Below are 9305 nucleotides of genomic sequence, written 5' to 3'. Positions count from 1 at the left end.
AATTTCCTGTGCGGATTTACATGGCTACCATTTATTTGGAGAGATACCCAAGTGGCTATAAGGGGACCCTCTGCTAAGGGGTTAGACTGCGTAAGCGGTGCGAGGGTTCGAATCCCTCTCTCTCCGCCATTATAAATCCAATACTTGTAGTGTGGCGGCGTAGCTCAGCTGGCTAGAGCGTACGGTTCATACCCGTGAGGTCGGGGGTTCGATCCCCTCTGCCGCTACCATACATACCCGGAGGCTTAGCTCAGCTGGGAGAGCATCTGCCTTACAAGCAGAGGGTCGGGGGTTCGAACCCCTCAGCCTCCACCATTTTTAAATCTTAGATCCACCTTACACCGTGCCGGTGTAGCTCAACTGGTAGAGCAACTGACTTGTAATCAGTAGGTTGGGGGTTCAAGTCCTCTCGCCGGCACCATTTTTACATTAAATTGTGGAACCGTGGTGTAGTTGGCCTAACATGCCTGCCTGTCACGCAGGAGATCGCGGGTTCGAATCCCGTCGGTTCCGCCATTTTTTTTGTTTTAAGGCTTGTTTTTATGGCTCGGTAGCTCAGTCGGTAGAGCAAAGGACTGAAAATCCTTGTGTCGGGGGTTCGATTCCCTCCCGCGCCACCATTATGGAGGCTTAGCGAAGTGGCCAAACGCATCAGACTGTAAATCTGCTCACGTACGTGTTCGGTGGTTCGAATCCATCAGCCTCCATCCCTTTTTATGAGCCATTAGCTCAGTTGGTAGAGCACCTGACTTTTAATCAGGGTGTCGAAGGTTCGAGTCCTTCATGGCTCATCTCAATCAAGAAGTCATCACTTTCATGTGATGGCTTTTTTTATATTTTCTGGAGGTCTGAATATTAAAAAGTATATAAATTACCCGGATTTCGTTTAAAATAGCTCTCCTCGTTTAATTATAAGTCTATAATGCTGTAGAAATGAGGGAATGACAATTGATCTATGATGCGATTATAGTGGGCGGCGGTTTTGCGGGGCTTCAGGCGGCTATTCAATTGGGACGTTACTCGGTCCATCAGGTGCTTGTAATTGATGCAGGAGGCGGAAGATCAAGCATATGCCGGAATTATCATAATATATTGGGCTGGCCTGACGGTGTGCCGGGTGAGGAACTGCGGGCCAGGGGGAGACTTCAGGCCGAAAGGGCAGGTGTAGCGTTTCAGAAGGATAGAATAGTAAAAGCCGAGAAGCCGGACGAATTATTCATACTTCACGGAACCGGGGGGCAGCAATATGCAGGCCGGACTCTGCTGCTTGCTACAGGAGTAATGGACCGGTTTCCTGAGCTGCCGGGCTTACGGCCTGCCCTTGGCATGACGATCTATGTATGCCCGGACTGTGATGGCTTTGAAATTCAGAACCGGCAGACCGTATTGATAGGCTCTGGTGATGTGGGCGCTAATATGGCTTTTGTTTTAAGGGAACGCACAGGTGATTTGACCTACATTAATCATGAACATACACCCGTCTCGGCGGAAAATCGTAACCGGCTGCGGGATGAGGATATACAGTATATCGAAGAACCCGTTGCCCGCATTGAGGAAGAGAACGGAAGAATTAAGGCGGTAGCCTTGGAGAACGGGGAGGTTCTGCCGGCAGAGCGCGGGTTTATTGCTTTTGGCCAGAATCCGGTACATTCTGAGCTAGCTGCACAGCTGGGAGTGACGCTTCATAAGAACAAGCATGTGGAGGCGAATAAACGTTCATTAATGACTAATATCGAGCATGTATGGGTGGCAGGAGATGTTGCAGTGCATGCGGAGCAGGCGACGGTCGCTATGGGCGAAGGAGCCATTGCCGGGATCTGGATGCATAAGATTTTGAAAAAGATGAATCCGGTAAGTCTGCCTCCAGCCAAGAAGCATTATGCAGCAAAATAGACTTTTGATACACAACTGATCAAATGTCACTCAGGGTTCAGGAGAGCTATTCCGCAATTTGCAGCAAAATATGATAAAATAGGCGAAAAGAGCAAAAGTGGTGGAGAATGGTGACGATGGATAGTGAGGTTTTGCGTCAAAAATTGGAGCAACTCACCGGAAAGAGAACCGGAATCAAGCAGCTCGGGAGGCAGCATTCAGCTTCTCTTTTTGGCATGGGCACGGAGAAGGATCAAGAGCAGGCGGTCTTTCATGAGGGATATTTGTGGATTCCCCTATATGAGAATGACGGGCGTATAACCGCGGTGTGGGTGGAGACAGAAGGGCTGTCGCCTCTGGAACTGCAGCTGGTCAATTATGCGGGCCGTAATTTCGCGGTAGCCCTCAAGGCTACCGGGCTTAAGGAAGAAGGAGAGATGGAAGCCCGTCAGCTTAGCGGCTGGTTGAACTCGCAGCTCGAGCAAGAAAAGGATGATGCAGAGATTCCGGATGATATTACGCTGAAAGGCCGGCTGTTCGGGGATATGATTCCTTTTTTGCTGGTTAGTGAGAATGTCCATAATCCGCAGATGACATACCGTTCGTTAATGAAGCTGTTACGCAGTTATTTCGAGAACGAAGTTCTGCTAATTCCGCTGTTGGATAAGGAATGGTTAATTTTAGCCCGTAAGGAACTGCTCACCGGCGGAGATGATAAGGAAGATGAGGAAGAAAGTGCTGAGGATCTGCTGTCTCAGACCTCTATGGGACTGCATGAACTGATCGCCAGTGAATGGGTTGGCGTCTTCCATCTGGCGGTTTCTCCGGCCATCATTCCGGTTAAAGGCCTGACAGGCTCCGTGGCTCTGCTGCGCGAGACGATTATTCTGGGCCGGATCTTCCAGGTAGGTGATTATATCCATCTGCCGTGGGAGCTTCATATGGAGCGTCTGGTGAACAGTATCCCCGATGACCGCCGCAGACAGCTGCTGGGTCAGATCGGTGATTATACGGCTGTGCTGGCGGATAAGGAAATGCTGCTGACGCTGGAGACTTTTTTTGAAATGGACTGCAATGTCAGCGAAACCGCGAAGAAGCTGTATATCCACCGGAATACGCTCCTGTACAGACTCGACAAGATCAAACAGGAAACGGGAGCGGATGTCCGCAGTTTCGGGGATGCGGCGATTGTGAAGTTAGCCATGTTATTGTATAAAGTGACGAAAAGAAAATAGGATTTTTGTGAACCTTACAAATAGCCAGGAGGCCTGGTCTGGGGTAAGATAAGTGTACAAGAAAGCGTTTGATTTTCTAATCCAATAATTGACTCGAGGGGGAAATACAATGGCAGGCGTACGTTTAGAGCATATTTTCAAAAAATACCCGGGTTCCGATAAAGCAACAGTAATCGATATCAATCTTGATATTAAAGATAAGGAATTTCTCGTACTGGTTGGTCCTTCCGGTTGCGGTAAATCCACAACACTGCGTATGATCGCAGGTCTTGAAGAAATCTCTGAAGGTAAAATGTACATTGGTGACCGTGTAGTGAATGACGTGGCTCCTAAAGACCGCGATATCGCGATGGTATTCCAATCCTACGCCCTGTACCCGCATATGAGCGTGTATCAGAACATGGCTTTCGGTCTGAAACTGCGTAAAGTGAAGAAAGAAGAAATCGACAAGAAAGTGCGCGAAGCAGCAAGAATTCTCGATATCGAGCATTTGCTGGAACGCAAACCTAAGGCACTGTCCGGTGGTCAACGCCAACGTGTCGCTCTGGGCCGCGCTATTGTCCGTGATCCGCAAGTCTTCCTGATGGATGAGCCTCTTTCCAACTTGGATGCTAAACTTCGTGGTCAAATGCGTGCTGAAATCACTAAGCTGGTTAAACGTCTTGAAACCACTTGTATCTATGTAACGCATGACCAGACAGAAGCTATGACAATGGGTGACCGTATCGTAGTTATGTACGATGGTATCATTCAACAAGCAGCTTCCCCTGAAGAATTGTACAATGAGCCTACAAACCTGTTCGTTGCAGGATTCATCGGATCCCCAACAATGAACTTTATCAATGGTACACTCTCCGATGTTGGCGGCGCTGTTCGCTTCCGCGCAGATAACCTTGATGTTGAAGTTCCAGGCGGCAAAGCTACAATCCTGCGCAACAAAGGTTATATCGGCAAAGATGTAATCATGGGCGTTCGTCCAGAAGATATTCATGAAGAGCCAGTGTTCCTGGAAGCTTCCCCTAACACAATCTTCACTTCGCTGGTTGATGTTACTGAAAACCTTGGTCATGAAATGCTCCTCTACTTGAGCGGCCTTGGCGCTAACACTGTAATTGCCCGTGTAGATGGACGTTCCACTACCCGTGAAGGCAGCAAGCCTAGATTGGCAATCGACATGAACAAAATTCACCTCTTCGATAAAGAGTCCGAACTGAACATTCTGCTGGGATAAGACAAAGCACAGCGGGATATAGGTTATAATAGAAGAAAGCCGCCCTCACAGGCGGCTTTTTCTTGTATTGGGCATGTAGAGCCGGAGATAAAACGTAATGGTCCAAGGACCCGGAAAGCAGGGGATTCCGTCAGGACTGGCTTAGCAATACCGTAGGTAATAAGATTGCATTCATAGGCGTTATCAATTAAGATAGCAGGAGAATTACCTGTAGCTGGAATGGGAAAAGTTGTGAACCCGGGTGCAGGAAACGGGCACAACCGCAGGTGACGAAAGGACGGACATACATGGCTAAGAAGGTAAAGGTATCAGAACTGGTACAGCATTTTCAATTAGAGGTTGTTTCCGGACAAGAGGGTCTGAAAAGACCGATTACAGTGGATGATTTGAATCGTCCGGGACTGGAAATGGCCGGTTATTTCGAATATTATCCGGAAGAACGTGTTCAGCTGCTGGGCAAAACAGAGCTGGCTTTTTTCTCAATGCTACCTGAGGAAGAACGCAAAAGCCGGATTCGCGGGATTTGCAACGATAATACCCCTTGTATTGTAATTACCCGTGCACTGGATGTTCCGCAGGAGCTTATTGAGATCAGTAATGAAAAGGGATTACCTGTGCTGCGCAGCTCAATGGCGACCACTATTTTCTCGAGCAGACTGACAAGCTTCCTGGAAGGCAGACTGGCACCTACGGCAACAATCCACGGTGTTCTCTGTGATGTATATGGTGTAGGTATGCTGATTACAGGCAGCAGCGGTATCGGTAAAAGTGAAACGGCGCTCGAACTGGTTAAACGCGGGCACCGCCTGATCGCCGATGATGCTGTAGAGATCCGTCAGACCTCGGATAACCAGCTGCATGGTACAGCTCCGGAGCTCATTCGTCATTTGCTCGAAATCCGCGGGGTAGGGATTATTAATGTAATGACTCTCTTCGGTGCCGGGGCCATCCGTAATCATAAGCGGATCACACTGGTCGTTAGACTCGAGGCCTGGCAGCAGGATAAACAATATGACCGGCTCGGACTGGATGAGGAGACTACACGGATCATTGACACCGATGTGCCGCTTGTAACGATCCCCGTACGTCCGGGACGTAACCTTGCGGTAATTATCGAGGTTGCGGCGATGAACTACCGGTTGAAACAAATGGGCTTTAACGCGGCTCTACAATTTACGAATAAACTTACAGCCACCATCTCTGAAGACATGGATGATCTGGACTAGGAGTGTGAGAGCATGTTTTTTTCATTAGCGATTAATCCGATTGTCTTCTCCATCGGTTCACTGCCTGTTCACTGGTATGGTTTGATACTGGGTCTTGGTGCATTAGCCGGATTATTCCTTGCTATTCAAGAAGGCAAACGCTACAACATTCCGCAGGAGTTCTTCATGGACATGCTGCTGCTCGGAGTCCCTTCGGCGATCATTGGCGCGCGGATTTATTTTGTAGCGTTCAAATGGGAAGATTATAAGGACAACTTGCTGGATATATTCAAAGTCTGGAATGGCGGTATTGCTATTTATGGCGCGCTGATCGGGGCGATCATCTGCGGAATTATTTATTTCCGTTACAAGGGATATCCGTTCTGGCGTATCGTAGACATTTGTGCACCTGGACTGCTCGCCGGTCAGATGATTGGCCGTTGGGGTAATTTCATCAATCAGGAAGCCTACGGCGGCGTTGTAGAGGAATCTTTCCTGCGTGACAAGCTGCATCTGCCGGACTTTATTGTGAATCAAATGTACATAGGGGATGCGTTTCACCATCCGACCTTCCTGTATGAATCGCTCTGGAGCCTGCTGGGCATTCTGCTCCTCATGGTGCTGCGCCGCCAGAAATTTGTCCGTGCCGGTGAAATCTTCATGTCTTATTTCATCTGGTATTCGATCGGCCGCTTCTTTATTGAAGCTTTACGTACGGACAGCCTAGGATTTAACGGCAGCAGCGGTTTGGCATCGTTCATTAACGGTCTATGGAGTCCGATGAAATGGCTGGGATTTGAGCAGGGGTATTTCGATCCGGCATACGGGAATGTCCGTATCTCACAGCTGCTGGCACTACTGATCATTCTCGTTGCAGTTGTATTGATCATTGTACGGCGTGTCAGCGGTCAGCCGAAGGATCATTATTCTGATCCGATTGTCAGCACTAAACCGGCAGCGGCAGATGCTGTAGTTCCCGAGAGTGCAGTGAATACACCGCAGAAGGCTCCTCAGCCTATCCAGCCGGTGAAGGACTCATCTGAAGATAAGGAAACAAAGGAGTAGTAGAACTAATGATAGAATGCGTGTTATTTGACTTGGACGGAACGATTGTGAATACTAATGAGCTGATCATCAGCTCGTTCATGCATGCGCTGAAGGAGAATAACCTCCCGGCTCTAACCCGGGAAGAGATTATTCCCCATATGGGAACTACGCTCCAGCAGCAGATGAGCGCGTTCTCCGGTCTGCAGGACACAAGCGTGCTGGAGCTTTCTTACCGTTCATATAATTATGCGCATCATGATGAGCTAATCCGTTCTTTTCCTCATGTGAATGAGACTATGGAAGGGCTGTTAAGCCGGGGAATAAAGCTCGGGATTGTGACAACGAAGATTCGTCCAACTACTCTCAAAGCGCTGGAAATGTTCGATCTGCTGAAGTATATGGAGACGATTGTGACGGTCAATGATGTCAGTCAGGCGAAGCCGCATCCGGAGCCTGTCCTAACCGCGGTTGCTAATCTGGGTGTTGATCCGGCCAGAACTCTCATGGTAGGTGACAGTGCGGTCGATATTCAGTCTGCCAAGGCAGCGGGTGTGCGTGTAGCTGCGGTTGCCTGGTCACTCAAAGGTGAGGAAATGCTGCGGAAGTACAACCCGGATTACATCATCCACGACATGAAGGACTTATATACTATAGTGGAGCAGGAGACGAAGCAGCCGTGAGAAAGTTAACCCGCTATCCGGTGGAGGGCCATAATTCGCTCTGGTATATTTACCGTACGGTGAGCCCGTGGAAGGGCGTACGCAATTTCATTTTTATCCAGATTGCCCGCTACTGTCCGGTCTTGCCGCTTAAGAACTGGATCTACCGCAGGGTACTCGGGATGAAGGTGGGCAAGCATACTGCGTTTGGGCTAATGGCGATGGTGGATGTGTTTTTTCCGGAGAAAATTTCGGTCGGTGAGAACTCGGTCATCGGCTATAACACGACCATTCTTGCCCATGAATACCTCATCAAAGAGTACAGGCTGGGTGAAGTCATTATCGGGGAGAACGTCCTGATTGGAGCCAACACAACGATATTGCCTGGCGTTACGATTGGAGATTGGGCGGTTGTCGCCGCGGGTTCTGTCGTGCACAAGAATGTAGCTGCGGGCTCGTTCGTCGGGGGCAATCCGCTGCGTGAGCTGCGTCCGCCGGGATCAGCGGAGAAGGCTGTAGAAGAATAGTCACCAGGTAACCTCTTACCCTGCAGTTTCATATTGCGTGTATCTGCGCAGGAGCTGCAGGGTTTCTTGTGTAAACTTCGCAGCCTGGGCAATTAAGCAATCTTAAGCAACCTTTAAGTGTTCGGCGGGTATATATTGGCGATATACTTGTAAGTGCAGGAGCGGATCTTTCCGCATACGGACGCGCAGCACATATCAGAATGAAATAATCAGCAGGGGCAGACTTCCTGATAGGTATCACTTCCGCTTGGCGTCTATGAACAGCCATCATAGCAGAGAAGAGGAATCTTAAAGTGAATGCAGCAAAACAGGAACGTCTGCCCCAGCTGGATATATACCGTGCTCTGGCGATATTGGGCGTATTGCATGTCCATTCATCATCTTTTGCGGCCGGAGAATTGGCACTCCAGTCACCCTATTATTATTGGCTGAACTGGATCAACATCTTCTTTAAATTCGGTACACCGTCGTTTATTTTTCTAAGCAGCTTTGTGCTGTTCTATAATTATTACGGGCGGCCCGTGACGCGGAGTCTGATCGGAAGCTTTTACCGCCGCAGGCTGAAGTACATTCTGCTCCCCTATATGCTGGTATCCATCGGCTATTACGGATTGACCCTGTACGTGAATGGGAAGCTGGCACAGCCTCTGGCAGAGAGCATCTCCGGCTTCCTGGGTGCCTTATTTACGGGTTCGGCGTATGCGCATTTGTATTTCGTATTCATCAGCATCCAGTTCTACCTGCTGTTTCCGTTGCTGCTTAAGCTGCTGCAGAGCTCACGGCTGTGGGTGCGCTGGGCTTTTCCGATTGGACTTTCGCTGCAGTGGGTATTCATTATCTGGAACAAGTATCAGTTGCATATTGTGGAAAAAGGAAGCTTGTCGATCTCGTATCTGGCATACTATATGCTGGGCGCCTATATCGCCATTAATTTTGAAGCGATCAAGCTGTGGCTGATGAAGCCTTGGCGTGAACTGGCTGCCAGGTATAAAATGCTTATCCTGCTGCTTGTTACATTGTGGCTCGGAGCGGCCTTCACGCATGTACAATTATGGTATAGAGCCCGCCATTTCGGGATATGGACGGACTCGCTCTGGTACGAGCTGCTCTGGAATGTACATACGATGCTGTCAGCGCTGGTGCTGCTGTATGCCACTTTTCTTATCTACCGCAGGGCACCGAAGGTGATCGTTGCTATTTTGACCCGGCTGGGTGAGGTTTCATTTGCGTTGTATCTGATCCATCCTCTGCTGCTTGCAGTGTATAGAAGATTCGGAACGGGAATTCCTACAGATTCATTAACCTATGTATTCTATATTTACGGAGGATTGGCTGCGGCGCTGGCAGGAAGCTGGATACTTGTGCAATTTGCGTTCCGCCGCATCCGCCTGTCCTGGGTGGCATTCGGGAGCGTACCGCATTCACTTGCCCCTCCGGTGAAGGACAAGCCTGTGCACGGGAGCACCAATAGAGTGCCCGAAGGTAAAGATATCAGTAAATCATGAGAGTTCAACAGACCCCAACTCAGG

At 49.2% G+C, this 9305-nt stretch carries 8 protein-coding genes and 8 tRNA genes; all 16 read left to right on the top strand.

Features of this window, described 5'->3' with window-relative positions; translation table 11 throughout:
- Positions 1 to 37: 37 nt before the first annotated feature.
- The 16 genes from GC101_RS33595 (at position 38) to GC101_RS33520 (ending at position 9281) form a co-directional block, all read left to right on the top strand.
- A tRNA-Ser gene (locus GC101_RS33595) sits at positions 38 to 129 on the top strand.
- A 24-nt stretch (positions 130 to 153) separates the two neighbouring features.
- Positions 154 to 230, top strand: a tRNA-Met gene (locus GC101_RS33590).
- A gap of 9 nt (positions 231 to 239) precedes the next feature.
- Positions 240 to 315 (top strand) — tRNA-Val (locus GC101_RS33585).
- A 30-nt stretch (positions 316 to 345) separates the two neighbouring features.
- Positions 346 to 421, top strand: a tRNA-Thr gene (locus GC101_RS33580).
- Positions 422 to 438: 17 nt separating this feature from the next.
- Positions 439 to 516 (top strand) — tRNA-Asp (locus GC101_RS33575).
- Between the two features lie 28 nt (positions 517 to 544).
- Positions 545 to 620, top strand: a tRNA-Phe gene (locus GC101_RS33570).
- A gap of 4 nt (positions 621 to 624) precedes the next feature.
- A tRNA-Tyr gene (locus tag GC101_RS33565) sits at positions 625 to 707 on the top strand.
- Positions 708 to 718: 11 nt separating this feature from the next.
- A tRNA-Lys gene (locus GC101_RS33560) sits at positions 719 to 791 on the top strand.
- 157 nt (positions 792 to 948) lie between these two features.
- Positions 949 to 1893, top strand: coding sequence for an NAD(P)/FAD-dependent oxidoreductase (locus tag GC101_RS33555; protein ID WP_171720834.1), 945 nt, complete (start codon positions 949 to 951; stop codon positions 1891 to 1893).
- 116 nt (positions 1894 to 2009) lie between these two features.
- Positions 2010 to 3107, top strand: coding sequence for a PucR family transcriptional regulator (locus tag GC101_RS33550; RefSeq protein ID WP_052421605.1), 1098 nt, complete (start codon positions 2010 to 2012; stop codon positions 3105 to 3107).
- A gap of 109 nt (positions 3108 to 3216) precedes the next feature.
- Positions 3217 to 4338: an ABC transporter ATP-binding protein gene (locus GC101_RS33545; protein ID WP_042132735.1), complete on the top strand. Its 1122-nt coding sequence runs from the start codon at positions 3217 to 3219 to the stop codon at positions 4336 to 4338.
- A 287-nt stretch (positions 4339 to 4625) separates the two neighbouring features.
- Complete coding sequence (hprK, locus tag GC101_RS33540; RefSeq protein WP_042132736.1) at positions 4626 to 5564, top strand: HPr(Ser) kinase/phosphatase; 939 nt, start codon at positions 4626 to 4628, stop codon at positions 5562 to 5564.
- 12 nt (positions 5565 to 5576) lie between these two features.
- Positions 5577 to 6608, top strand: coding sequence for a prolipoprotein diacylglyceryl transferase (gene lgt, locus GC101_RS33535; protein WP_039302342.1), 1032 nt, complete (start codon positions 5577 to 5579; stop codon positions 6606 to 6608).
- Positions 6609 to 6616: 8 nt separating this feature from the next.
- Entirely contained in the window at positions 6617 to 7270 is a 654-nt protein-coding gene (gene ppaX / locus GC101_RS33530) for a pyrophosphatase PpaX (RefSeq protein ID WP_171720833.1), read from the top strand.
- Positions 7267 to 7776: an acyltransferase gene (locus GC101_RS33525; protein ID WP_076243413.1), complete on the top strand. Its 510-nt coding sequence runs from the start codon at positions 7267 to 7269 to the stop codon at positions 7774 to 7776. The genes ppaX and GC101_RS33525 overlap by 4 nt, the downstream gene beginning before the upstream one ends.
- 293 nt (positions 7777 to 8069) lie before the next feature.
- Complete coding sequence (locus GC101_RS33520) at positions 8070 to 9281, top strand: acyltransferase family protein (protein ID WP_171720832.1); 1212 nt, start codon at positions 8070 to 8072, stop codon at positions 9279 to 9281.
- Positions 9282 to 9305: the final 24 nt, after the last annotated feature.

The sequence above is a fragment of the Paenibacillus phytohabitans genome, from assembly GCF_013141775.1.
Taxonomy (GTDB): domain Bacteria; phylum Bacillota; class Bacilli; order Paenibacillales; family Paenibacillaceae; genus Paenibacillus_AQ; species Paenibacillus_AQ phytohabitans.
Note: the sequence above shows the minus strand (reverse complement) of the source record. Positions and strands in the feature narration are given on the sequence as shown.

What these genes read in the sequence shown, in the direction of transcription:
- GC101_RS33550 (WP_052421605.1), top strand. Translation starts at nt 2,010, where the DNA reads ATGGATAGTGAGGTTTTGCGTCAAAAATTGGAGCAACTCACCGGAAAG.
- GC101_RS33545 (WP_042132735.1), top strand. Translation starts at nt 3,217, where the DNA reads ATGGCAGGCGTACGTTTAGAGCATATTTTCAAAAAATACCCGGGTTCC.
- hprK (WP_042132736.1), top strand. Translation starts at nt 4,626, where the DNA reads ATGGCTAAGAAGGTAAAGGTATCAGAACTGGTACAGCATTTTCAATTA.
- lgt (WP_039302342.1), top strand. Translation starts at nt 5,577, where the DNA reads ATGTTTTTTTCATTAGCGATTAATCCGATTGTCTTCTCCATCGGTTCA.
- ppaX (WP_171720833.1), top strand. Translation starts at nt 6,617, where the DNA reads ATGATAGAATGCGTGTTATTTGACTTGGACGGAACGATTGTGAATACT.